This is a genomic window from Mucilaginibacter lappiensis, from assembly GCF_900155965.1.
GTDB lineage: Bacteria > Bacteroidota > Bacteroidia > Sphingobacteriales > Sphingobacteriaceae > Mucilaginibacter > Mucilaginibacter lappiensis.
The window spans coordinates 193,905-220,799 of sequence record NZ_FTMG01000001.1; the positions used below are offsets into that span (position 1 = coordinate 193,905).

Consider the following 26,895-nt stretch of genomic DNA (forward strand, 5'->3'; position numbering starts at 1 on the left):
TCAGCCAAACCATTCCACACATGAAGAAAACCGATGTAGCAGTAATAGGGATGTCATGCATTTTTCCGGGAGCGGGCGATGTTGAAACCTTCTGGCAAAATATAATTAACAAAGTTGATTCCACTCAAATAGTGCCACCGGATCGGATAGATCCGGTGCATTTTAGTAAAGGGGAAGCGGCTGTGGATCGTTTTTACTGCAACCGTGGCGGTTTTATACCCGACTATGAATTTGATCCGCGTCGTTTTGGAATCCTGCCCGTAGCTGTTGAAGGTACAGAGCCGGATCATTTGCTGACACTTGACTTGGCCTATAAGGCCCTCGAAGACGCCGGCGTATTTGCTAAAAACATTACGCTCGATAAAACGGGTATCATTATTGGTAAAGGTAATTATACCGGCCCTGGTGCAACCCGGGCCATTGAAATAGTGCGCACCGGCGAACAGATCGCCTCCTTACTTAAAGAGATTCTGCCCGGTTTGGGCGATGCCGAAATAGAAAAAGTAAAACAGGAATTTCAATTGCGTAAAGGACGCTTCAGCGCCGATACGGCTATGGGGTTAATCCCCAACCTGGTGGCATCATTGGTGGCTAACCGCTTAAACCTCGGCGGCGTGGCATTCACCCTGGATGCAGCCTGCGCCAGCTCGCTGATCGCTATTGACCATGGTGTACAGGAGCTGAACAGTGGTCGTTGCGATATGATCATAGCCGGAGGTGTACACACCGGTCAAAATGCCGCTTTCTGGAGTATATTTTCGCAATTGGGAGCTCTATCCCGCCAGGAAAAAATAAAACCTTTTGACGTAGCAGCCGATGGCCTGATTATTGGCGAAGGCTGTGGCTTTGTGGTTTTAAAACGCCTGGAAGATGCCATAAACGATAAAGACAAAATTTACGCCGTTATAAAAGGCGTTGGTGTAAGCAGCGATGGCAGCGGCACCAGCGTGATGAGTCCGGCGGTAAAAGGTCAGCTTAAAGCTATTGAGCAAGCCTGGGAAAACGCAGGTGTACCCACAGATAGAATTGGTTACCTGGAAGCACACGGTACAGGTACCCCACTGGGCGACAAGATCGAACTGCAAACCCTGGCCCAGTTTTTTGGTCACCATCCCGAACTGCCAGATGCGGGTATAGGATCGGTAAAATCAAACATTGGTCATGCCATGCCGGCAGCGGGTATAGCAGGTTTCATTAAAACCTGCCTGGCATTATATCATGATACTTTGCCACCCACCCTGCATTGCGAAACGCCACTGGCCCAAATGGAAAAAACCAGGTTCTCGCCTGTACAAGCATCACGTAGCTGGTCGGCATCAGGTTTGCCTAAATTTGCCGGTGTAAACGCCTTTGGCTTTGGTGGTATTAACGCTCATGTGGTATTAGAAGGCTTTAACGCTCCTAAAAAAGATGAAGTATTATTACTTGCCCGTGAAAGCCACGAAGCATTGATTACCGCGTTGGAGACAGGAGATTTTAGGGAAGGAAAAGGCAACTTCCGCATAGCCTTGTTTGACCCAACACCCGAAAGAATAAAAAAAGCAACCAAGATAGCCGCCAAAAATAATCCCTGGCGCAATAAACAAGATATTTGGTACACCAACGCCCCATTGCTTAACGATGGCGGTAAAGTAGCCTTCGTATTCCCTGGTTTGGATGGCCTGGCAGGCGGTGAGGTTTCTACCGTATCCAATTATTTTAACATCGCACCGGATAATGACACTAAAGCTGACGGCCTGTTGAGCGAAGCACTGGGCATACTGAACAAAAGCAGTATCCTGGATTCCGCACTTAAACAGTTAGGTGTAAAATCAGACATGAACGCCGGGCACAGCCTGGGCGAATGGCTGGCAGCACGTTCATCTGAACTGGCCGAGGAAAGCTCGGTACTGGAACTGCTGGATGTATTGAATCCCGAAACATTTGAGTTGAAAGATTCTCGCTTTATAGCGGTGGGTTGCGGTATTAATCAGCTGGAGCCTATCATGGCCGGCATTAAAGATGTATACCTATCGAACGATAATTGCCCACAACAAGTGATCCTTTGTGGCAGCAAACCCGCGCTTGACGAGCTGGTACCCATATTAAAAGCTAAACAGATATTTCACCAGATACTGCCTTTTCAATCGGGATTCCATTCCCCTTTTGTGGCTGACAAACTGGATCTGATATTGGACGGGATGCGCAATATGCAGTTCCGCAAAACAACTACGCCGCTATGGTCGGCCACTACATTGGAGCTTTATCCTGAGGGTTTTGAAGCTATCAGGCAACTAAGCGCTGAACACCTGATCAAACCGGTTCGTTTCCGTGAGCTTACCGAAAAACTTTACAGCGAAGGCGCCCGTGTTTTTATACAAGTTGGCTCTGGCGGCCTTATCGGTTTTATCGACGATACTTTAAAAGGCAAAGGTTTTAGCACCATAGCATCAAACGTACCTACACGTCCTGGTTTAAACCAGCTGCAACGGGTATTGGCAGCGCTATTTGTGGAAGGCAAAGAAGTTGCGCTTGACTTTATGGGTCGTCAAAAGAAATCTTCGCCAGCTGCAACAAAAGGTATCAAACTGGAATTAGGATCACCTATTGTACATAACCTGGCTGGATTAAAAAATCTTGCCCAAGTTAAACAACAGGTACCTGTAAATCATGAAGCAATGCTGGTTGACGTTGCCGATCCAATCATGCGGGCTTTCAGCGAAAACGTGGCCGAAATGGTCAGCATTCAGAATGAGATGATGCAGTTTTTCCAAAACAGGCCTGCACAACCTGTGGTGAGAACAACCACATCGATACCTGTTCAGGCACCACCTCCACCTGTAGCGCCTCCACAAACGATAACTAATGCTCCTGCAAAAAGGGTTCCTTTTTCTAAACAGTTGGATGTTAGTTTGGATAATTGCCCTTATTTGATTGACCACTCCCTGCTGCGTCAGCCCAAAGGCTGGCATAGTGTGGCGGATATGGATCCGGTGATACCAATGACCATGATATTTGAAATGTTTGGCGAAATAGCTGCCGAACAGTCGCCCGGCGAACAGGTGCAAAAGATTATGAACATTAAGGTGTTCCAGTGGATGAACGTGGTAAAACCATTCCGTGAAACCGTTACCGGCGAATGGAAAGATCAGCAACGCGTTTACCTCGATCTGGATAAATTCGCCAATGCCGAAGTTCAGCTGGCCCGCGAGCTCAGCCCGGCACCAGACAGGCGTTTTGATGTTGGCGAACTGCTGGATATTCAGCGCACCGCCGAGCAGATCTATGATGCGCATATGTTCCATGGCCCGCGCTACCAGGGTATTCGCTCTTTAACGGCCGTAGGCAAAAAAGGCATTACCGGTATTATTGAAGGCGACGCTGGTAAAGGCTCTCTGCTGGATAATGCCGGGCAGCTATTCGGCTTATGGCTGCAATTAACATTGACTAAAGACCGTATCGCGTTCCCTGTAAAAATCCAGGAGATCGAGTTCTTTGAACCAATGGAAGACCAAAAAGGTCAATTTGAGTGTACCTGTGTATTGACAGAGCTGAATGATGAATTTGCCACTGCTGATTTCGTGATGAAACGCAACGGTAAGATCTGGGCCATTATTTCTGGCTGGCAAAACCGCCGTCTGGAAATTGATGAACCGCTTTGGAACGTATCCATGTCGCCATTGCATAACCGTTTATCGGAAGAAATCGCGCCCGGTATATTTATGTTCCATCAGGCTTACTCACGTGTGGTATCCTGGGATTTTATCCTGAAACGCTATTTTAACCAGGCCGAGAAAAAGCACCATAACACCCTGATGCCCAATAAGCGGAAGATTTGGATGATCAGCCGTGTGGCTGTAAAAGATGCAGTCAGGAACCTGCTCAATAAACAAAAACAACAGGCCTGCTACCCTATCACCTTTGAAATAAAGGCCGATGAGTTGGGTAAACCATATCCAAGCGGTGGTTTGGCAGATGGTATCCATATTTCCATCGCTCATAAAGGTACTGATGCGGTGGGTATCGCTCAATATGACAAACCTGTAGGTATCGACATAGAGACTATAGAAGATCGCGGTGCTGGCTTTTTTGATATGGTGTTTACCGATGCAGAAACAGCTTTGTTAAAGGATAAGGATAAAGCCGAATGGTCAACCCGTTTTTGGGTAGCAAAAGAAGCTTACGGCAAGTACCTGGGCAAAGGCTTGCAGGGTAATCCCAAAGCATACGTGGTTCAGGAGATCAAAGGTGATGAACTGCGCATTAATGACATTTATATCAAGACACTAAAACATAAAAACTACATAATCGGATGGACACAGTAGCATCAACAACAAAAATGAACCGGGACGAAATATTTGATCTGATGAAACAATTCATCACCGAAGTTATAGGTGAAGAATTTGTAGAGGAAATGGATATCACCCCCGAAAGTTCTTTCACTAAAGACCTTGAAATGGACAGCATCGAGATTGTATCCTTTTCCGAAAAAATAAAAGCCCATTTTGGCGACCAGATCGATTTTACCGGCTGGCTGTCATCCATGGATCTTGATCAGCTCATCAATCTGAACTTAGGTATGATCATTAATTACATTTACGAATGCCAGTAATCAAAGTAAATAACAGGGATGTACATATCCAGGAACTGAACAAAGGCGCGGCCGAAACCGTGCTGATGATTCATGGTATGTTCAGCAACCTGTCTGTTTATTATTTTAATATAGCCCCCATTCTGGCCGAGCATTTCCACGTGGTGATGTACGATCTGAAAAGCCATGGCATGAGCGAACGTACCCTGCACGGATATGACCTCAACAGCATGACTGATGATCTGAACGCCCTGATGGAAGCATTGTACTTAAATTCGGTGCATTTGGCCGGCTATAGCTTTGGTGGATTAATCGCCTTGAAAATGGCATTGCGTTTTCCTGATAAAGTAAAAAAACTGGTGGTTATTGAGGCGCCTGATCCAAAGGATGAGAAAGCACGCGGTATTATTGACGATTACAGTCGCGAGTTTTTGGAGCACTATGTGGAGAATTTCACCGATACCACCAAAGTAAAAATGGGTAAACGACAGATGGAACGTAACCACCGGATGTACGAGTACTTGTTTTATCAAACCAGCATCAAAAGTGATATGATAGCCGAAAAGGATTTCCTCGACGAGCCGCAGATCACCCTTTTGAACAAGGAAACGCTACTGCTTTACGGAGCAGACTCCAACTGCCTGGAAACCGGCAAAGAGCTCAATGAAAAAATAAAAACGTCAGAGCTTACCCCTGTGCCTGGCGACCATAACATACCAATACAAGAACCTGTATTGATTGCTAATATGATCAATACATTTTTCATGAACTAAAACCTTACCCGCGAAAAACATTTACCCTATGGCAAAGTTTGTATTTATTGTACCTCCTTTAACCGGGCATATCAACCCCACTTTAAGCATGGGCGCTGTTTTATTGGAACGCGGCCACCGGGTAGGTTGGATAACGCTCGACGAATCATTAGCTGCTAAACTTCCCACGGGTGGTGAACTGCTGCACATCAGCTATGATGAGAATGACGAACAAAAACAGGAAAGTGAACAATACCTGGATATCATCACCAAAAAAATAGTTTACGGTATCGATAGTCTTAAATTCCTGTATGAAGAAGTGTTGATTCCCCTTAATCGTCATAGCTATGATGGCATTATCCATTTGCTCGATCAATTTGAACCAGACCTGGTGATCACCGACCACCAGATGTTTGCGGGTGCTATTGCAGCGTTGAACAAAAACCTACCCTATGCCACATCAGTAACTGCACCTGCTGCTATCAAAGTAATGGAGGAACTGCCTAAAGTGCATGAATGGGAAATGAATCAGGTAATAGGCTTACAGCGGGAGTTTGGGGTTGATGCTACCACCCCCATAGTTTGTTCTGATCTGTTAACTATGGTATTAACCTCACAGGCCTTTTTTGGCGATATGGAGCTGACACCAAATTTCCGTTTTACCGGACCTGTAATTAATCGCCCGACTACCAAAACGGCCTTTGATTGGGATAAGCTGAAAGAAAGCAGCAGTCCTAAAATACTGATAAGCATCGGCACTACTTTTGACCACGAGCATAAAAAGAGCTTCTTTACAAAAGTAGTTGAAGCTTTCGGCGACCAAGATATTACCGCCGTAGTGGTTTCTGATCCCGATCTGTTTGATCAATGGCCTGCCAACTTTATTGTGCAGCGCCATGTGCCCCAGCTTGATCTGCTACCCCATTTAGACGCCGTAGTTTGCCATGGTGGTCATAATACCGTTTGCGAAACCCTATCTAATGGCTTACCTATGGTGGTGATCCCGATTGCCTATGATCAATCACATGTGGCTGGTCGTGTAGTGCGTACGGGCGCAGGTGAGCGTTTGAACTTTAACCGATTTAAGGCCCATCACCTGAAAGAAGCCGTTAACACCGTATTGAATAACCCTGCTTATAAAGAATCCGCAGAAGTGATCAAACAATCATTCCTGGAGGCCGGCGGCACAGCAACCGCAGCCGACCTGCTGGAGCAGATCGCCTCAAAACAATCTTTGGAAGTACTAAAAAACTAACAATATCATCATCTACTACCATGGCAAAATTTTTATTTGTTGTTCCTCCATTTTTCGGGCATATCAGTCCAACATTAAGTATCGGTGCAAGCCTTATTGCCCGCGGTCACGAAGTAAAATGGCTGGGTATTACACCACTTGCCGATAAGCATATCCCAGCAGGCGGCGAGTTCATATACCCTGCTGCCGAACTGGAACAACACCAGGACGAAATAAACCGTATCCTGAAACGTCAGGACGATGGCCCGGCTTGTTCGGGTCCGGAGGTGATGAAATTAGCTTTGGAGGAAACCTATGTGCCTTTTGCCCGCATCATGATGCCGGGGCTAAGCAACTTTGTGGATGCCTGGAAACCAGATGTAATCATTAATGATTGTATCACCTTTGCCGGTGCCTTATGTGCACACATCAAGGGTATCCCATCGGTAACAACTACACCTGTACCGCCGGATGTTATGGGTGACACTGCCAACAGCGCTCCTAAAATTTTTGAATGGCAGCAAAACCTGGTAAAAGGCTTGCAACAGGAGTTTGGTGTTTATGGTGATGAAATCGTTATCCACTCGCATAAACTCAATATGGTATTTACTTCACAGGCTTTTGCCGGTTTTGATGAAGTATCGCCGCATATGAAATTCGTGGGCCCGGTAAAAGGCCGGCCAAACAACGCTGCTTTCGATTGGGAAAGGCTGGCCAAGGCTACTACCCCAAAGGTTTTTGTATCTCTGGGTACATTACTGGTTGACATCCGCAAGGAATTTTTCCAGAAACTGATAACCGCTTTTGCGGATCAGCCGGTAACCATAGTAGCGGCCACCAATCCTGATATTTTTGAGGTATGGCCCGATAACTTTATCGTAAACGGTTTTGTGCCTCAAACCGAACTGATGCCACATATAGACGCGGTGATATGCCATGGTGGCTTCAACACCGTAAATGATACATTTATCAACGGACTGCCTATGCTGATCACCCCTATCGCTTATGATCATTTTCACACCGCAAAACTGATCGAAAACTCAGGTGCTGGTGTTAGCATACGGTACAAACGTTTGCGCATAGCTGATCTGCGTGATACTGTTTTTGAGCTATTACAGAATCCGAAATATCGGGAGGCTGCCATAAAGGTAAATGAAACCTTTGTAGCCGCCGGTGGTAATGATAAGGCCGTACAATTATTGGAAGATTTTGCTGCCGCAGAATCTGTCCTGGCGCCTTTGAACTAACCACCAACCTAAACCTTTGACCAATTTATTGCCTATGAGAAGAAAGTTACTTTTGATTGAACGCGTTATGCATGGAGATGGGAACTACGTATTTAACGCGCTTTTACCGGTACGAGTACGCGGTAATTTTTCAGAAACAGACATCCGGCTGGCGCTGGTAAGTCTGCAAAAAACACACGCCATGCTGAATGCAGTGGTACAAAATGATAAAAATGGCGAGCCCTGGTTTGTAGTTAATAACGAACGCCCGGTTAATATCCCAATACGTATTATGGAACGTATAGATAATAATAATTGGCAAACAGAATCGGTAAAAGAGTGGTCGGTACCTTTTAAAAGTTACCAGGAGCCACTGATGCGCCTGGTATGGATCAAGGGCGAACCGGTTTCAGAGCTTTTGCTGGTGATGCACCATTGTCTTTTTGATGGCCGTTCGGCATTGGTTATGCTCGAAGAATTTTTACAATTTCTGGATGATCCTGATGCCCGCATCGCTGTTGAAGTACCCATAGCTGATATTGGCGATATTGTTCCGCCAACGATGCTGAATAACAAGATACACCAGTTTATGGCCAAATTGCTATTTGGTATGGCTTCAATAGCCTTGTCGCTCATACCATCTAAAGACAAACCAGTAGAGAAAAAAAAGGATTTTCTGATCCATTGGCGGCTTGATCAGGAGCTTAGCTTGGCGCTGCTGGCCTGCTGTAAAGCCGAAAATATTAAGGTAAACACCATCATGTGTGCCATTCTTTTAGATGCCTTTAAACAAGTTCTGCCGAACAAAGCGCTTAATAAGATCATGTGCCCGGTTGATATCCGCAATTTTAACCCGCAGATAAAAAAGAACAATATTTTTGCCTTTCCTTTAATGATATTGGTAACAGCTTTTCCGGGTCTTGATTTTTTCAGCAACGCGCGGGCTATGCAAAAGGACATCGAACACAAGATGGCTAAACTTGATCCGTATAAACTCATCATGTTGTTAGAAGCTGCTCACGGGTCATTGCGTAAAATAATCCGATTCTTACGAAACCAGAAAGCAAATAAGGATTGTATGTTTTCTAACCTGGGTAAATTGGACATTCAACAACATTATAAACATTTTGAGGTAGAAACTATATTTAGCCCATCGGTTATGGTACCAGAAGGACACGCTACCGCGTTTACAACAACCACTTATGGCGGAGAAATGGATTTTTCCTTCATCAGCAATGAAGGAAGCCTGACATATGAGGATGCAATGGCTATCAAGGATAAAATGATGGAAACTATTTCGACATTAACCGGGACAACAGAAAAACTGAGTGTGGCATGAGAAGAAAACTATTATTTGGCGAAAGAATGTTACACGGCGACGGCACGCTGCCTTTTAACGGCGTGATACCGTTTAGACTACGTGGCGTTTTTGCAGAGACCGACCTGCAATATGCCTTAGGAAAGATACAGGAAAAGCACCCCTGGCTAAATGCCTTTGTGCAGAATGATGATAAAAACAGGCCCTGGTTTGTTATCGATGAAACAAAAGCGATTAAGATCCCTGTAAGAACGGTAAACCGGTTAAGTGATAATGATTGGCAAATAGAATCGCACAGGGAGTTGCTTACACCATTTGATACAGCTATAGGTCCTCTTTTACGCGTGGTATGGATAAAGGATGAGACTGTATCTGATATGATCATTACCATCCATCATTGTTTATGCGATGGCGGTTCGGTCATGAGCATATTAGCTGAATTGCTGCAGCTTTTGGATGATCCAGGCGCTGATATTGGCAAAGAAGATCCGATAAAGGGTGTGGAAGATATTATTCCACCGGCTATTTTAAACAACAAAACGAAACGAATAAAGGCTAAATTGATTGGAGGCCTGGCTGCGGTAGTGCTAAAACTGATGCCGGTAAAGAAAAATCCGGTCGATAGGAAAAGAGATTACCTGATCCACTGGAAGTTTGATGAAAGCCTGAGTAAAGACCTGATCGTTTATTGTAAATCGGCGGGCATTACGGTAAATACCATGTTATGTGGTGTGCTGTTAAGTGCTTTTAAACAGGTAAGGAAAGATCAGGCGCATAACAAGGTATCGTGCCCGGTTGATATCCGGAGATTTGCCCCCGAAATTAAGAAAGACCAGCTATTTGCGTTTGGTTTGATGATAGTGGTTTCGGCACATGCCGGTCTGGATTTTTTAGATAACGTTAAAGCCATGCAAAAGGATGTTGATCAAAAATCGGCTAAGCTCGATCCTTATGCTACCATGATGATGATGGAATCGGCACACTCCGCGATGGATAATTTCACCAATTTGCTAAAAAACGGCAAGTCAACTAACGATTGCATGTTCTCTAACCTGGGCAAAATAGACATCCCGCATCAATACCGTTCGTTCGAACTGGAAACTATATTCAGTCCGGCGGTGATCGGTCCGCTGGGCAACACCACTACCATGGTAACCTCCACCTATCGCGGCCAGATGGACTTTTCGTTTATTGCCAGTGAAGGGTTTATTCCTTATGAAGATGCCCTGGCTATAAAAGATAAAATAATATCAATGATCAAAGAACAGATTAGTAATATAGCGGTAGCCGTAGCATGAAAAGAAAACTAATGATGGTGGAAAGAATTATGCACGTAGACGCTTCTACGCCGCTTAATTGTGTATTTACAGTCAAAATAGTCGGGAGCATTAACCCGGAAAATCTTCATATCGCCTTAACTAAGGTTCAGCAAAAGCATCCGTTATTAAGGGTACGTATAGATGAGGAGCAGGAAGGCGGCCCCTATTTTATTACCAATAAGCATGTACGGTCAATCCCGATACGCATCACCGAGCGACTTACCGATGATGATTGGCTAAAAGAATCGAAAACGGAATGGTATAAGTTATTTGACGGCGACAATGTACCTTTAGCCCGTGTAGTTTGGATAAGATCGGCATCAGTGTCAGAACTATTGCTGGTAATGCCGCATTGTGTTTGTGATGGCGGCACCTGTGCAGCATTGCTTGGCGAGATACTGAGTTTACTGGATAACCCGGAGCAGGAATTGGATACTTATACGTCATTCAATTCAGTACAGGAATTAATGCCAGAAAGCTTTGATATTGCCAAAAACAAACGCAAAGGCCGGATATACTCGTTTTTGGGTAGATTATTCTTTCTACTTAAAAGTACCCGGAACAAATTTGGAAGCGGCCGAAACTATGCCATCCACTGGAAATTGGATGAAGAACAAACCGTTGCCATAGCCGAAACCTCTAAAAATGCGGGCACTACGATACATGCGGTTTTATGTGTTGCCTTCTTAAAGGCCTTTCAGGAAGTGAGAGGTGTTAAAGCTAGAGGAAAGGTGATCAGCCCGGTAGATATCAGGCGCTTTATCCCTGCCATAAAACCGGATACTATGTTTGCCTTTGCACCTATTGTGGAACTGACCCTTGATAAAGATCATAACAAAGGTTTTTGGGAACAGGCACGCAAAATAAAAACCGATCTGACGGCCAAAATTGAAACCATGAACGCCTATGAAATGTTGTGGATGGGCGAATACATGCACAAAACAGTAAAGCGAATGATTGGTTTTTTAAAGACTACAGATGGCTCGCATGATGTTACCTTGTCAAACATGGGCAGGTTAACTATTCCTGAAAAGTACAACTCATTTGAGGTAGAAACTATTTATAGCCCAACCGTTGCTTTCCCCTGGCGCAACCCGAATACATTGGTGGCAACTACTTTTAAAAACAGGATGGATTTCACCTTCATGTCAAACGATAATTTCCTTGAAGAAGCCGAAGCTTTAAAAATTAAAGCCGCTGCAATGGAACTATTGTTTGCCAACTTACAGCAATTATCGCATGCCTGATAAACCTATACATAAAACAACCTTAAGACGATTTGCGCAAAAAAAGCTGCTGCAATACATTATCCCTAATATTTTTTTCAATACCATTATTGCCTATGCAAGCTTCGCTAAATTAGGGTATACCCATTTGTTTGAGGGAGAACAAAGCCTGGCCAGGCTTACGCTGCCAATGTCGTTATTTCTACCCTTTATACTCACACTGGATATACTCAAAAAAACGATACTAGCTGTTGAACAAGGGGCACTTGACCTGGCTATCAGTGATGATCTGAACAAAAATAGGTTTGCTATGCAAACAGCTATCATCAATGGTGTTGGGACGTTATTGATTGTTTTGGCCATGATGTTTACCGCACAACTAAGTTTACCAGCCCACTATAAATTCAATGGGCCAATAATGGCTTATCTGGATGGCTTACTGGCCGCAGCATACTCCATTATCTTCACTTATTTCCCGATCAGGAAACTAAAAAAGTATATGTCTAAACAAACCAAAGTTCCGGTATCTGCTTAAAGCGTATTACTTTCCGGGTTGGTTTTTATAATTGCTTTGCTCTTTATTAAAAACATCCTGGATTTCAACAGCTGATAATGGCTGGGCATAAACTTTGATCCCGTCCATATAACCATGAAATATTCTTTCTGAAGGAAACTCTTCGTTACGCCCTATCTGCCATTTATTTGCTACAGACAGGTTCACCAGTCCTTCTACCATCGATGTACCCGCTAATTGACCATCGATATAAACAGACAGCACATTACCATTACAAACACCGGCTATATGGTGCCAGTTTTGTTTCCAGTTGGCAGGAAGGTTTACGGTACAATCGCCCCGCCCCCAGCCGCCGGCAAAAAAGGTCAAGGCTTTATTATCGTTCATCTGCAAAACATGCGTATCGCCTTTGGTAAGCATATCAACCAATCCGGTTTCTTTTCCTTCGGGATAAACCCAGGTCATCATGGTAATAGTTTGCCCAAGCTCATCCAGACTGGGTGCATTAGGAACTTCTACAAAACAATGATCGCCTAGTAATATTCGTTTCCCATTTTCAACAGTTATGGATCGAATAATATACCCATCATTACCAAATCCAGACTTATCGGCAATAAGTTGGTCGCTGTCATTTGTTGTAAGTGAAAGATTAAGCAACAACGAGCCTACACTATCACTAAATACTTTATATACAGATTTTATATCATTCACTATTAAATATTTAACACCATTTACTTTATCCCTAAATGAGTGAGACAATGCTTTACTTTCACCCGGAGATAATTGTACATGATCGGTATACAAAAGGGAATCGTTCAGCTTTACTGGTATAACAAATGTCTGATTTTTACCTGCCAAGTTTTTCACTGTACAGTTTATTTGCTGCTCCCAGCCACGACGTATTAATGGCTTAGAGGTGAATCCGGATATTTCAAAAGGATGTAATACAGGTTGCACAGGATCAGTAACTTCAACAGTATTATTACCTGCACTATCTAGCCCTACTCTTACTTTCCCCAGTCGATATAATCTACAGCTGATAGAATCGGTAATTGTGCTCCCTTGCGGAATAAGATAGTTTCCGCTGGCGACCACTTTTGCATTAGCATATATTCTTATATTCTTTGTGCCTGTCGAACCTGTGTTTTGCGCTGTAAATCGCAGCCACAATTGTTCATTCGGCTCTACCTTGTTTTTTTGCAGGCTATAATTAGTCACTCTTATATCCGATGGGGTTTTGGTTTCGGATAGGGATACAGGATCTTTATCAACTGGCCAGTTGTTGTGATGAGCGTTATTGGTCATCGTAAACTGCATCATTCCGCCCCCAGCAATAGTTGAATGAGGCAGAACCAACTGTTCATAGTCCTTGCCATTAACAATTAATGAACTTACGTATTTGTTCTCTGCCGACTGGTTTTTAGCCTGAATCGTCCATGTTTTATGATTAGCCAAATGCAATGTTACCAATTGAAACAAAGGTGCCCCGATAGCATATTCTGGCTTACCTGGGCTGACCGGAAAAATCCCCAGCGCATTGAATATATAAGCACTTGACATCGCCCCCAGATCATCATTGCCGGGCAAACCATCTGGTTGATTTTTATATCGCGACAGCATAATGTTCCTGCACCATGCCTGCGTAAGATCTGGCCTGCCCGCTGCATTAAACAAATAAGGAACGTGTATAACCGTTTCATTATCAAATAATATAACATCGTTTCTTAAAGCAGAATCTAAACGATTAGCAAAAGCATTATTCCCCCCCATCAGGTTTACCAGGTCTTTGGCATTGTGAGGTACAAAATAGGAATATACCCACTTGTCGCCTTCTTTATAGCCAGACATGCCCGGGTTCAGCTTAAAATCATTTCCGGATCGGGGCAACATAAACAAATCATTCGGGTGAAACAGATTCCGGTAATTGAAACTCCTTTGCTGTAAAAGCTGATAATCTGCATCATTATGCATCACCTGTTTAGCATACTGCGATAGTGCCCAGTCATCATAGGCATACTCTACCGTACGGGTTACCGATTCCGAGTTGGTATAAGGCACATAGCCCATCCGGTGATAAATGCTTATATCTTTCTGCACAAAAGGCGAATCGACAATATTGCTTTTCATGGCTTTATAAGCCAATCCTTTATCAAAGCCGGTAATACCTTTTAAATAAGCATCTACGATAATAGGTATAGCATGATTACCGGTCATACTTTCTGTAGGTAAATGACCTGTTTGCTTATAAATATCCAGCATGGATAAAATAATATCATTCTGTTTTTCAGGATATAGTAAACTTAACAGCGGATGCAGTGACCGGAACGTATCCCACGGAGAAAACCCGCCATATTGATATTTACCCAAAGTATGATAAACAATACCATCCTCTCCCCGATAATTACCGTCCACATCAGAAATTACCCAAGGAATTAATAGCGAATGATAAAGGGCAGTATAAAAGACGGCTTTATTGGCCTCGCTGTTATCCGTAATATCAACGGCAGAGAGTTGTTTGGCCCAATCATTACCTGTGCGCGCGACAAAAGCATTAAAGTTTAATTTAGCTATTTCTTTATCGATATTGCTTTGCGCCCCTGTAAAGCTTACGGTAGATGTACTCAGCTTTAACTCAATAACCTTTGCTGTTGAAGCAGTTTTAAACGTAAACAGGTAACCATCTTTCACGTTTTTCTTTCCAGTAAAAGCTTCGCTAAAATTGATCACCGTATTCAGCGCAGAACCATGTATCACTTTTCCGGAAACAATGGTAATATCTCCTGCATTACCTATATAAACCTGGGCCTTTGTTTTAGCTGAGAATACAAAACGCAGTATTCCTGTGCGGATAGAAGTGCTTGCTTCAGTTACGATGTTATTATCCGTAAATTTTACCCGGTAGTATCCTGGTCGCGCTATCTCATTCTGATGCGAAAAACGGTTTTTATTTATGCCGGGTTCAAAAACTTGCCCAGCAGCAACCGGCATAATGAATAAACGCCCTGATGAACCTTCAGGAAAACCGCTATGATGGCCAAAACAGCTGAAATAATAAATAGATGAATCGGCATAGTTATACCCTCTTGCGCCTGTAATTCGTGTTTCTGGACTAATCTGAATAAAACCCGATGGCGCTACTGCACCGGGATATGTACCACCATCGCCACCCCAATGGGTAAGTACACCGCTTTTGGTAGTTCCGATGAATGGATTTACATATGATAGGTTTGATCGGTTTTGTGCATTTATGTTAGAGGTGATCGCAAGTGATAACAGCAACAGTCCGACAGTCTTTTTAATTAAGAAAGATGTTTTATGCATACAGAAACTTATATTTTGATATAGACCTTTCTTTTATCCATCATATAACCTACCAGCCAGCAAAACATCATATAACAGATTGCAAAAACCAGTGTACCAAATGCTCCTGGGAATAGCGGTTGGTAAAATACCTGGTTTATCCAATCATAAAAACTCAGGTTTGGCTTTACCCAAACGGTCGAAATAATAGTAAGTAGCAACTCCGACAACAGGTATATCGCCAGCGAGTTTCGACCAAAAACCAGGAAAAAGTTAGTACTTCGTTTGATGTTCTTTATTTCTATAGCGTAGATCAGTACGCCAATAATCACGAGATCAATACCGATAGTAAGAAGCGTAAATGTGCTTGTCCATAACTTTTTTGCCAGCGGAAAAAACTGGGCCCAAAACAGCGCTATACCAATCAAACAAACCCCTGCTATCAATAATTTAGCTACCGACTCATAGTTACGACCCTTGCGCTGTATATAGGCTCCGGCCAGATAACCGGCTATTACATTCACAATAGCGGGTAAAGTACTCAGCAGTCCTTCAGGATCAAAAGCTATTGGGCCGCCTTTGTCGTGGTATAAATGTGCGTTACCCATGATCAAAATGTCCAAACGAGTACCTGCATTACCTAACATAGTTAACTCCTTTCCTGGCTCGCCAAGCAATAGCAAAAACACCCAATATCCTAACAAAAGCAAAACAGAGATAATAACAGCTATGCGTTTTGAGCAATAATGTACAATCAACGAACCAAAAAAGTAACAAAGCGCAATACGCTGCAATACCCCCATAATACGGGTACTCCCTAGTGGATTAAATCCCCACCCTCCAGCTTCGCGGTGAAAGAAAGGGAACCAGTACATCAGGTAGCCCAGTAAAAATATGATCAGCGTGCGTTTGCCTATCTTACGAAGGAAAGCGCTATTGCTTTCAAACTTATTTTTAGAAAAGCTTAGCGCGTTTCCTACTGCGAAAAGAAAAGAAGGAAAAACCAGGTCGGTTGGTGTAAAACCAAACCAGGCGGCATGATCTAATGGTGCCCATTGCACCGCACCCGAACCGGGGGCGTTTACAATAATCATGAAACATATAGTCATGCCCCTGAAAATATCGAGTGTTATAAACCTGTCTTTTGCTAAAGCCATATCTCTTAATTTTTATTATAATTTCCCTTGAAGCGTATAGGTTACTCTACCTGCCCCTTTTTCTGATCTGATACCCACCTTATCGGGCCGGTTACCATTTTCGTCATAAATTACCACATGGTTTATACCTGTTTTTAACCAGCACTCGGGTATATACATGCCAATGTTACCAACCTTTTCGGGATATCGCCCCAGGTTATGACCATTCACCCAAACCGAACCGTAGCTTAAGCCATCTGTATGAACCCTCCATATCAAATGCTTACCCGGTGATTGCGGCACGGTAAATTGCGACCGGAAAAACTGCGGTCCCGCAAATGAGGTTTTAGGTGCTAATTTATTCCAGCCATCAGCAGCGTCCGGATTACCAGGACCACCAAACATTTTCCAGTTATTTAGTACTATCCCATCACCTATGCTGTTGATTTTTACAGGTTGATCTATCCCTCCTTCATTGGAATAATTTTCGATGAACAAGGTAACTACTATTGATTTTTGAAGCGTAGTGGCATCATTAACTTCTACAGCAAAAGGTGAGTTCCAGCCTTTATGCTGTGCAACCTGTTTGCCATTAATAAACACAGTAGCGTCTTCGTCGACACTTCTGAAATTGATCATGAGCTTAGATGGATTGCCTTCCTGAACCGGGATAATAGTTTGAAACCAGCCGAAACCCTCCTGCTTGTTAAATACATCGTCGCCAATTTTATACTTTTTCCAGGTGGTGGTGTCAAATACCGGGATATTGTTTTTTACGTCGACAGCTTTTTCGGCTTTAGTAAAATACCAGTTAGTGGTCGTAGAAATAAACGGACCGCCTTTTTTCAATTGAACCTGACCAGATAAACCTTTTTTATCTACATAGGTAATCGCTCCTACGTAGGCAGCCAATTTATCGCGGCCCTCATGCGCGGTAAATACCGCCAGTGTATGCTTCCCCTTTTCCATATCGAACGTTACTTCACCATCCCGGACTTTCCATTGGGTTGCTTTCTTACCGTCAATAAACGCTGTAGCACGATCTCCGCCGTCAACCTGCATGGTATACTTTCCTGATGATGGAACATTCAGTGTGGTACGATACCAGGCATCGGCTGTCAGGTTATCATCAGCGCCCATTTGTTGGGGATCGGCAGAACTAAACCAGTTGGAATCGTCATAAGCTGGTGCCGCATAAACAGAAGCATTTTTGTTCTGCCATGGAGATAAAGTTATAGTAGAAGCAAACTTATTACTCAACTGATATACATAAGTTAACACAGTAGATTTATTCTCCAGATACAAGTGTATTGAGCCATCTTTTTTTGCCATCAGCGGATATTCGCCTTTTGCCGACAGCTGCGTTTTTTGCAAGCTAAGATCTGCAAGATACGATGTACCGCTCACGATAACAGGAATCGCTGATCCTTGTACTTCAGTTACCCAGGTTTTATCCATGGTGGATGCATCTCCTACTAAAATCCGGACACGCTGGCCCGACACTTCAAAAGTATATTCGGTCAAGCTTCCGGCTTGTACAGCCGCCGCAAGGCTGATACTACCATCGGTTATTTTAAATGATTTAGCTCCTTGTGCAGCAGTTGGCATACCATTTACCTTGAAATATAAAAGTGCCATATTTTCTTTACTGGCTTCCACGAATATAGTTGTGGTATTACCTTGTTTAACCATGCCGTAAACTTGGGTAAGTGCCCAGTTAAGCGTTATCACATTATTGATGGTATAGTTATGTACCAGCGGGTAGATCTCGTCTGGGGCAATAGTTATATCAGTTACCAGTATATCGTTTCCAGCCTTAACCCTGGCTTTTATTGCTTTTTTTGTCGGATTATCTAAAAATACGAGATCACCAATATCGGCCGACCTTGCTGTTACTCTTAGATTGCTATCTACAGCAATATCTTTATAAGCGGCAGTAGCATCGGTACAATTCTCCAATACATCCTGAAAGCTACGGGCAAACAGGGCCGCATGTTTAAAACCGTAATATATAGGTCGCAAATCTCCGGCTTGGCCAACAGCCGAACCATAATCGTAAGATGCCGCGTCCTCGTCATTATTGGTATAACCAAAATTTGATCCGCCATGAGCCATGTAATAGTTATATCCACCACCACCATGCGCTATTATTTTCCAGGTACGCCGGGCATATACCGCAGAATCAGTGAGCTTTGCCCCATACTGGGAGTACCATACACTCCAAAACTCGGTAGAAAACCAGGGATTAGGACGTTTTGGGTCATCCAAAGTGCCATCACCTGCAGGGTCGCTGGCATGGTGCAAGCCGCTAAAAAAGTACGGCACCTGCAAACCTAAACTCAGCGCTTTGCTTTGCAAGTGCTTAAAATAATTATCGGGCACTATTGTTCCCCAACCATTATTATGCTCGTTCTCCAGTTGCACCATGATTACCGGACCACCTTTATTAATTTGCTGATTAAAAACTATCGGCAATAATTTATCAAAAAAACGGTCGACGTATTTTTCGAACTCTTCGTTATCCTCTCGTACGCGTAAGCCGGGCTTAAATTTCAACCACAGCGGATAGCCGCCCAGATCCCATTCGGCACAGTAATATGGACCTACTCTAACAATGGCATACATATTCAAGTCCTTAACTATAGTTAAGAACGCATTCAGGTCATGGTCGCCACTGAAGTTAAATTTACCTTCCAATGGTTCGTGAAAATTCCACATGGTATATACTTCCACGCAATTGAAACCGCCGCGCTTTAACCGCAATAGGCGATCGTACCACAGTTGCCGGGGTATGCGCGCATATTCCAATCCAGCCGAAGCGATGAAAGTACGTTTACCATTTATTAAAAAGCCTTTGCTATCAAAATTGATAAATGGTTTGACTACTTCGTGAGTTGGGAATATGTGATCGTTCATAGCCTGCCCATAGCCTCTGTTACAACAAAGTGCGAGTAATAATATAAAGTAAATACGCATCATCACTTTTGAATATATGCTTGTTGAATGGGGGTATGATATTTTCCAAATAACTGTTTTGAAAGGTCAACGCTGTTACCTTTGGTAGCATCAGAATAGGAGTTATCATGCTTATTTACCCATTGCCATTCCCAGTCCTTCACTTGTTTATCAAAAGCAGGTTCGTCAAATGGAGCACCTGAGATTAGAGATTTATTTAACTGGTCAAGAAACAGTTCCCAACGGGGTTTGTAATATCCTTTGATTAAGCCAGCCCATTGACGGTTGGAATATTCTCTTAAGCCACTCTCCTTATCACCCCAAAGGGTAACCAGGTCACGGGCATTAAACTCATACAGGTTCTTTTCTTTTTCGGTGATACCATTGACTCTTGCTTCAGTGATCCATTTGCCCAACAGGAAATCTTTACGGGTGCTTAACAGCGCATCCATATCATCCATGAGTTGTAAAAACTGGGTACTGTATAATTTAAAGTTGGCTTTATCCTTGCTTTGATATGCAGCAACCATTTGCTGCTGTAGCGGACTCGCATAGTTTGCCAGTACCTGACGGGTTATATCAGCCAGATCATACTGAAAGCCGTCACTTTGCTTCAGGCTGTCGGTAGCATTTATAAACAGGCCCCAGGCTTTAAGTAATTGCGCAGGATCATAATCCACTTTGGTTAACACCCTGTCGATAGTCCTTTTAAAAGTTGGACGGGCTACTATGATAGATTCAGGGCCGCCTTCGGTTAAGCCGCCGGAATATACGGTGTTTAATAAAATATGCCACGCTTCATTTACTTGAGTGTTGTTTTGGCCATAACGTCTTTGCGCGTAATTGACAAGCCATTTATCTACATCAATCGGGGTATCATTCCATACATTCTCCAGCATAAGGGCAAACAGTGCTGGATTTTGCTCAATACCTTCAGGGGTGATGCCTATACCACGCATATTTTTTGATTCGGGGTCATGCAGGGCTATAGCCGGATCGGCGGCTACGTGGCGCATTCTGCCGAACAGGCTAATATTACCGCCAAAGTTTTGCAGCATGCTCCAGATCCAGGGTTTGCCGTAGTAGGCCTCGGTACGGTTCCAAACCGGGTGGGCGTCGCTGTAGAGATCCAATACGATCATTTGTTCGTTAGGCACGGCGTTTAGCAGCGCCTTGATCTGCTGTGGTTGCCAGAATTTATTATTATAATGGAACATCCAGCCTTGCATCACCCAAATTGCTTTGGGATCAGCTGCGGCCATGGAATTAAAAACCTTTTTGCTCATGCCGTCCAGGTAAGTAGAGTCATTGGTTGGCGGCACGTTTTCATTAAAAGTATCGGCAGAGTACAGGTGATCTGTACCAAACTCTTTGGTTTGCGCCTCTATATATTTTTTACCGATGGTTTCAAACATCGGATCGTCGGGGTCAAGGATATATACATCCGGAAAACCGGCATCCCAATTGGTCTTTTTAATCTTAGCACCAGGGAACTTATCTTTAAATGATGGCGGCACATGCCCTGTAAATGAAGACAATACAGGTTTCATACCAAAGGAACGCTCACGCTCCAATATCTTTTTTTGCAGTTCTTTGTGAGTATCCATCCAATGCTGTGGCAGTGGACCACCCCAGGCATCAATGTTACCCATCCAGAACCAGGCGAAATACGCAGGGCCGCTAAAAAACTCATCTAGTTGTTTATCCGTAAAACCCATGCTTTTGTATACGTTTTGCCAAACGGCTTCTTCGCCGGTAATAGCCAATGGCAAATTAATGCCATTTAGAGCCATCCAATCAATTTCTCTTTGCCAACGGTCCCAATCCCACCAGGCCATGGAATAATTGTAAGTACAATAGTTTAAATAATAGCGATACTGGTAAGGTGTAGTTTTATGCACCAAGCTTTTTACCATAGGCAAAGTTGCCGGAAGGTTAAGATTGATGCCATTCCAGCTGATATCGCAAAGACAGTACTTTTTAAGATAGTAATTTAATGCTGAGGCTATGGATAAACCATTATTCCCTCTCAATACTATTTTACCGCTCCTGCTGTCAAGTTCAAAAACATCTTTACCATTTTGCTGTGGGATAGCTTCTATTGTAAACGAACTGCTTTTACCGGGGATGACCCGCTCAATAAAGGCGTATGAGGCCTTTTGATCAACCTGGGCACTGGCTTTTAAGCCAAATGCTATAACAACAAGTACAAGTAAATGCTTTCTCATTTAATAATTTTATGGAATAGTTATGAAGATATTAAAGTAAGTGTAACCACTTCATTATAAAACACCGGTAATCAGAACAAAGTATTCTGTAAAAGAATTTCTTACCCTGATTACCGGAAATTTATTTTATCATCTTTTAAAAGTTAGGGTTTTGTATCAAAACTCCCTTACTCTTATCAATTTCAACCTGCGGAAGCGGGAAATAATAATTTTTAGGACGAATAAATATGACATTCTTAGATTGATCTATCGGCGCTTTAGAAACAGAAAGATTGTATATCGCAGCAATATCTACGATTTTGTCTTTATCCCAACGCATCAGATCCTGATGACGCTCACCCTCACCTGCCAATTCCATACGACGCTCATGGATCAACTCTTTCATACCTGCACCAGCAACTGGTTTTAATAAAGGCGAAGCCCTATGCCTGATCTGATTAATCAACGCGTCGCCAGCCCCTACTCCTTGTGTACGAATAAGGGCCTCTGCTACTAACAGGTAGGTATCTGCCGAACGCATTAACGGTACCGCAAAAGTGTGATCGACACCACCACCTGCACTTGCGGAGTTAAATACCGCGTATTTACGGAAAACGTAACCCGTTGCAGACAGATCTGATGTAAAGGTAGTAAGTCCCTTACCATCGCCGATATCTATCTGATCACCAACGCTTAAAAGAGTGGCTGCTTTACGCGAGTCATTAGCTTCAAACTCATCGGCAAGCCCTTGCAATGGCTGACTAAAGCCGTAGCCGCCCCACGGTCTTGGAATGTAATACACCGTAAAATCATTCTGCACTACGTTTTGTACTGCCTGGATAGAGAAAAGCAACTCTGTACTATTTTCATTGGCGCGGGTAAAATTATCCTGATAATTAGCAGCCAGCGCATAATGACTATTTGAAATCACCTGCTGTCCAGTCGCTATCGCTTCAGGGAATTTTTCCCAATACATGTATAGTTTAGTTAATAATCCAAGGGCGGTTCCTTTGCTTACACGACCACGGTCTGTTGGGCCATAGCTTTCAGGAAGTAAAGAGACAGCCTGTTTTAAGTCAGACTCAATTTGTTTCCGCACATCTTCTATTGGAGATTTTGGAACGTTAAATAGTTGCTTAGTATAATCATCTTCGGTAATGATAGGCACATCACCATGGATCACCATTAAGCGCCAATAACCAAAAGCCCTTAGAAAATAAGCCTCGCCCATGCTACGTGATTTAACATCAGCAGAGATAGCGGTGATCTTAGGTATATTGATAATACAGTTGGTAGAACGGTTTATTTCTTCGTACCTCCATTTATAAGGATACCTTATGGCTGCGTTTGAGGCGTCATAAGTTAAGTTTTCTATCGCTTCATCTTCACCGTGATCGCCCGAACGCCAGTAATCATCAGACGGAACATCAAAGGTGGTTTCAGCATGACCTATATAGTCTTCCTCCTCCAACAAGCTGTAAATTCCTGATACTGCATTAACAGCATCAACCTCGTTTCTGAAATAATTATCAGAAGTATAAACACCCTGCTGTTTTAAATCAAGCGCTTTTTTGCAGGCACTGTTACACAGTACCAAAGCAAGAAGTGTGTATAATGTTATTTTTGATTTCATGATGTTATAATTTAGCTGTTAAACCAAATGTGATAGTCCTGAGCGACGGATATTGGGCCACGTCTACTCCCCTTTGCTCGTTACCATCCGTATAACCCAGCTCTGGTGTATAACCTTTGTATTTAGTGATGATGAATACATTTTGACCCGAAGCATAAATCCTTAAGCTGCTTAATGCTGCCTTTTTAGCCCATACTGCGGGTAAAGTGTATCCTAATGTTACATTTTTAAGGCTGAAGTAATTCCCACTTTCCACAAACAGGTCAGACGTGCGGTAGTTATCATTGCTACGGTCTAATGTCATCCGTGGGATGGTATTACTGGTTCCAGGGCCTGTCCATCTGCCCATATCCTCCGCATAAAGGTTAAACGGATAAGTTGGATCAATTCCCTGCATTCTATCGGCATTGTATAAACTAACACCAAATACGCCGGTAAAATTTGCAGACAGATCAAACCCTTTATAAGATATGCTTGCCTGTAAGCCGGCGGTAACGTTAGGATTAGGATTGCCCAGATAAGTTCTGTCGTTACCATCAATTACGCCATCCCCATTTATATCTACAAATCTTACATCACCAGGCTTAATACTACTCTTGCGTGGATCGTTCTTCAGGTAAGGGTCATTGTCAATCTGGGCTTGGGTTTGGTATAAACCATTGGTTTTCCAGCCATAAAAAGAAGCAATAGGCTGTCCTTCATAGGTTCTGGAAATTTCCTGGCTCGAACGCCCGTAAACAACAGAGCCAATAAATGCTCCTGCTCCATAAAGTTTGGTAACCCTATTTTTAATGAAGGAGGCATTTGCACCTATGGAGTATTTTACTTTGTTACCGCCCTGATAGTTAACATCTACCTCAATACCGTGATTGTTCATAGTAGCTATGTTTTTATCGGGAATAGTTACACTTCCAACGGTAGATACTTCCGAGGACGGAACCAGCATATCTTTGGTGTTTTTATTGAAATAAGTTACCGTAGTGTTTAGTCTGTTATTTAAAAACCCGGCTTCTAAACTAATATTGGTCATTGCAGCCCGCTCCCAGGTAATATCTGGATTAGCCAGATTGGTAACAGCGGAGCCACTTACACCAGTACCACCAAAAGCATAACCGCCATTTTCATAAGTACTGCCAACCTTTATTAAGGCTAAATATTGAAAAGGGTTAACATTTTGATTACCTAATTCGCCATAACCACCTGTTAATTTTAAATTGCTTATCCAGCTGATATTTTTAATAAACTCTTCGTTTGATAATCTCCAGCCCAATGAAAATGCAGGGAAATAACCCCATTGTTTACCCGGAGCAAACTTTGATGATCCATCGGCACGAAAAGTTACCGTGGCCAGAAATCTGCCATCATAATCGTAAAACAACCTTGCAAAACCAGATTGTAGTGATGACGGAGCCGCCAAGACATTTGAATTAAACTGGCTATTCCCCTGATTTAACACCCTTTGATCGGGTGAAGTATCATCATAACCTAACCTATAGGCCGTAAAACCATAGTTTTTAAAGTTTTGATAAGAATAACCACCGGTAAATGTAACATGGCTCTTACCAAATACTTTATCATAAGTAAGAAAGGACTCCAACAATTGTGATGACAATTCACCTTCAGTTTCTGTTAATTGCGATGTGGTATTTTGTCTGGCCTGATTAACATCGGCTATGTTAAAATTGTAGCCGCGGGTTATAGTACCATCAAAAGCATAATTAACACGCAATTTCAAGTCCTTAGTGAATGAAACCTCTGCAAAAGCATTAGCCAATGCTCTGTATTTCTTGTTGAAGCGGTCTGCCTCTTGAATGGTGGCATATGGGCTGTTTACATCTCCCAACTGGTTTGCAAATGCTTTTGAGGTGCCGTAAGTGCCATCGGGGTTAACTAAAGGGATAGCGGGATTAAAACGTAGCGCTGAAAAAATCAATCCGGTTTGGGAGTCGTTGTTATTAAATCCATTGTTATCGGCATAAGTTAACTGGATATTTTCGCCCAATTTAAGCCATGGCTTTATTTTATGTTCTGAATTGATGCGGGTACTAAAACGCTTAAAATTGGTTTTATCTATAATACCATCTTCATTATAAAGAGAAGTTGAAAAGTAATAGTTTGACTGATCGTTACCTCCTTGTATGTTGATATCACCATTGGTTACGTGCCCGGTTTTCATAATGGCCCGTTGCCAATCTGTTCGCTGGGTAGCATAATACGGGTTATTCCATGGAGTGTCAATCGCGACGCCGTCGTTGGTATAACGTTCCCTTTTCAGTTGATACAATTGCGGAGCAGTTAACAGATCAATGTATTTGGTTGAATTAGAAAAACCGCTGTAAAAGTTAAAGGAAGTTGACAGTTTTTGGCTGTATGACCCTTTTTTAGTAGTGATCAAAACAACACCATTAGCAGCCCGGGTACCATAAATAGCACTTGATGAAGCATCTTTTAAAATGTCCATAGAGGCGATATCATTCGGGTTAAGGTCACTAAGAGCACTGGGATCACTAGTAGCAACCCCATCAATTACTATTAACGGATCGGCATTATTAATAGTACCTGTACCACGAATACGGATACTTGGGGCTGCGCCCGGCGAGCCATCGTTACGAACAATACTTACACCACTGGCCCGGCCATCTATTGCTTGAGCAGCGCTGCTTACTGGTAAATTTTGAAGATCAGCGCCTTTAACACTGGCCACAGAACCGGTAATATCAATTTTTTTACTGGTGCCATAACCAACTACAACAACCTCATTCAAAGCTGATGGCAAGGCATCCATCGTAATAGTTAAACTATGATTGCCTGCAATAGACACTATTTTTTTGGCATAACCGATATAGGTTAACTCCAAAGTACCATCGTCTGGCGCATTAATACTGAATGTACCATTAACATCCGTAGTGATACCCACATTGGTGCCTTGTAGTTTAACGCTTACACCTATCAAAGGTTCGCCTGTTTTATCAACCACTTTACCTTTAATGATAGCCTGACGACCCGCATCTTCCTGGTTAGATATGATCACTACATGATCGTCAGCCATTTTGTAAGAAAGTTTATTATCTATAAGGCTGCTTAATATCTGACCGATAGTAGCATCCTTCACATCCAGATCAACCTTGCCCAATTTTTTGATGGAGGCGTAGTTGTAAAAGAAACGATAATCACTTTGTTTTTGAATTTTGGTTAATATGCTGCTTACTTCGGTTTGCTTAATACTGAGTGTAAACTTTTGTTGAGAATACACCGTGGCCGAAACTTGCATACATGTAACCAGCATAAGAAGGAAAACTGCTTTCATCAGCAAAATAACTTTTAGACATACGGGGGCACCCTGAAGCGGAAATACCCTTCTTGTTTTTTTCATTACATTTGTTTTGAAAATTAATGGATAGAGTAAGCACTGTGTTACAACACCTTACTCTTGTTAATAAAAATCCGATTTGTTTTTACAGGGAGGAGTGCCAGCTCTTCCCTTGTTTATTGTGGATGTCAGGAA

At 42.9% G+C, this 26,895-nt stretch carries 15 protein-coding genes; 9 read left to right on the top strand and 6 right to left on the bottom strand.

Going from position 1 to position 26,895, the window contains the following annotated elements; all coding sequences use genetic code 11:
• The first annotated feature begins 20 nt into the window (after positions 1–20).
• From BW976_RS00765 to BW976_RS00805, 9 genes are read left to right on the top strand one after another with little or no spacing between them, the layout of a single operon-like run.
• Complete coding sequence (locus tag BW976_RS00765) at positions 21–4,304, top strand: type I polyketide synthase (protein ID WP_076369422.1); 4,284 nt, start codon at positions 21–23, stop codon at positions 4,302–4,304.
• A complete protein-coding gene (locus BW976_RS00770) occupies positions 4,292–4,591 on the top strand; it encodes an acyl carrier protein (protein ID WP_076369424.1) in 300 nt (99 codons plus the stop codon). The genes BW976_RS00765 and BW976_RS00770 overlap by 13 nt, the downstream gene beginning before the upstream one ends.
• Positions 4,582–5,343: an alpha/beta fold hydrolase gene (locus BW976_RS00775; RefSeq protein ID WP_076369426.1), complete on the top strand. Its 762-nt coding sequence runs from the start codon at positions 4,582–4,584 to the stop codon at positions 5,341–5,343. Before BW976_RS00770 ends, BW976_RS00775 begins: the two co-directional genes overlap by 10 nt.
• 28 nt (positions 5,344–5,371) lie before the next feature.
• Positions 5,372–6,577 (top strand): nucleotide disphospho-sugar-binding domain-containing protein, encoded by a 1,206-nt coding sequence (locus BW976_RS00780; RefSeq protein WP_076369428.1) that lies wholly within the window; start codon positions 5,372–5,374, stop codon positions 6,575–6,577.
• A gap of 20 nt (positions 6,578–6,597) precedes the next feature.
• On the top strand, positions 6,598–7,803 hold the full coding sequence (locus BW976_RS00785; RefSeq protein ID WP_076369430.1) for a glycosyltransferase: 1,206 nt from the start codon (positions 6,598–6,600) through the stop codon (positions 7,801–7,803).
• Between the two features lie 34 nt (positions 7,804–7,837).
• Positions 7,838–9,121: a condensation domain-containing protein gene (locus tag BW976_RS00790; protein ID WP_076369432.1), complete on the top strand. Its 1,284-nt coding sequence runs from the start codon at positions 7,838–7,840 to the stop codon at positions 9,119–9,121.
• Positions 9,118–10,398, top strand: a complete 1,281-nt coding sequence (locus tag BW976_RS00795; protein ID WP_076369434.1) for a condensation domain-containing protein — start codon at positions 9,118–9,120, stop codon at positions 10,396–10,398. Before BW976_RS00790 ends, BW976_RS00795 begins: the two co-directional genes overlap by 4 nt.
• Positions 10,395–11,666 carry a phthiocerol/phthiodiolone dimycocerosyl transferase family protein gene (locus tag BW976_RS00800; RefSeq protein WP_076369436.1) on the top strand — a complete coding sequence of 424 codons (1,272 nt, stop codon included), beginning with the start codon at positions 10,395–10,397 and terminating at the stop codon, positions 11,664–11,666. Before BW976_RS00795 ends, BW976_RS00800 begins: the two co-directional genes overlap by 4 nt.
• Positions 11,659–12,180: a hypothetical protein gene (locus BW976_RS00805; protein ID WP_076369438.1), complete on the top strand. Its 522-nt coding sequence runs from the start codon at positions 11,659–11,661 to the stop codon at positions 12,178–12,180. The genes BW976_RS00800 and BW976_RS00805 overlap by 8 nt, the downstream gene beginning before the upstream one ends.
• A 6-nt stretch (positions 12,181–12,186) precedes the next feature.
• On the opposite strand, the gene BW976_RS00810 is transcribed toward BW976_RS00805, so the two are convergent.
• From BW976_RS00810 to BW976_RS00835, 6 genes are all read right to left on the bottom strand, one after another.
• Positions 12,187–15,480, bottom strand: a complete 3,294-nt coding sequence (locus tag BW976_RS00810; protein ID WP_084191993.1) for a GH92 family glycosyl hydrolase — start codon at positions 15,478–15,480, stop codon at positions 12,187–12,189.
• An 8-nt stretch (positions 15,481–15,488) separates the two neighbouring features.
• Complete coding sequence (locus tag BW976_RS00815) at positions 15,489–16,616, bottom strand: acyltransferase family protein (RefSeq protein WP_076369442.1); 1,128 nt, start codon at positions 16,614–16,616, stop codon at positions 15,489–15,491.
• A gap of 15 nt (positions 16,617–16,631) precedes the next feature.
• Positions 16,632–19,511 (bottom strand): beta-galactosidase, encoded by a 2,880-nt coding sequence (locus BW976_RS00820; protein WP_076369444.1) that lies wholly within the window; start codon positions 19,509–19,511, stop codon positions 16,632–16,634.
• 62 nt (positions 19,512–19,573) lie between these two features.
• Positions 19,574–21,778 (bottom strand): alpha-N-acetylglucosaminidase, encoded by a 2,205-nt coding sequence (locus BW976_RS00825; protein ID WP_076369446.1) that lies wholly within the window; start codon positions 21,776–21,778, stop codon positions 19,574–19,576.
• Between the two features lie 136 nt (positions 21,779–21,914).
• Complete coding sequence (locus BW976_RS00830) at positions 21,915–23,390, bottom strand: RagB/SusD family nutrient uptake outer membrane protein (RefSeq protein ID WP_076369448.1); 1,476 nt, start codon at positions 23,388–23,390, stop codon at positions 21,915–21,917.
• A gap of 4 nt (positions 23,391–23,394) precedes the next feature.
• Positions 23,395–26,697, bottom strand: coding sequence for a TonB-dependent receptor (locus BW976_RS00835; RefSeq protein WP_076370583.1), 3,303 nt, complete (start codon positions 26,695–26,697; stop codon positions 23,395–23,397).
• Between the last annotated feature and the right edge of the window lie 198 nt (positions 26,698–26,895).